Origin of the sequence: Chryseobacterium sp. SIMBA_029 (assembly GCF_046535275.1) — a bacterium.
Classification (GTDB): Bacteria; Bacteroidota; Bacteroidia; order Flavobacteriales; family Weeksellaceae; genus Chryseobacterium.
Map to the genome: position 1 here is coordinate 1 of NZ_JAWRXA010000231.1, position 278 is coordinate 278.

1 protein-coding gene is annotated in these 278 nt (G+C 37.8%); it reads right to left on the minus strand.

Annotation, left to right across the window (positions count from 1 at the left end; genetic code table 11):
• A partial coding sequence (locus tag SB679_RS23940) for a hypothetical protein (protein ID WP_410704740.1) occupies nucleotides 1-204 on the minus strand: 204 nt, incomplete at its 3' end.
• Nucleotides 205-278 lie beyond the last annotated feature (74 nt).

The window sequence follows — 278 nt, forward strand, 5'->3', positions numbered from 1 at the left end:
TTTTGGAGGTTTTGGGATAAGGCTTTCAATAGTTTTGATATAGTAATCGGGATCTGCTACATGGACTTTTCCTTCCATGATAAATTTTATTAATTTGTCATAAGGGTTCACGTCTCCATGCAGATAGCTGTTACTTCCCAATGCTCTTAAATAAATAATTGCCCTGATCTGCCATTCTTGCAGCTCCTGGGCGTTGGTTTTCATTTCCTCGATGACTTGTTTAACATCCGAGATGTGTTGTACTTCCGGAAACAAGTTATCAGATATAACAGATTGTA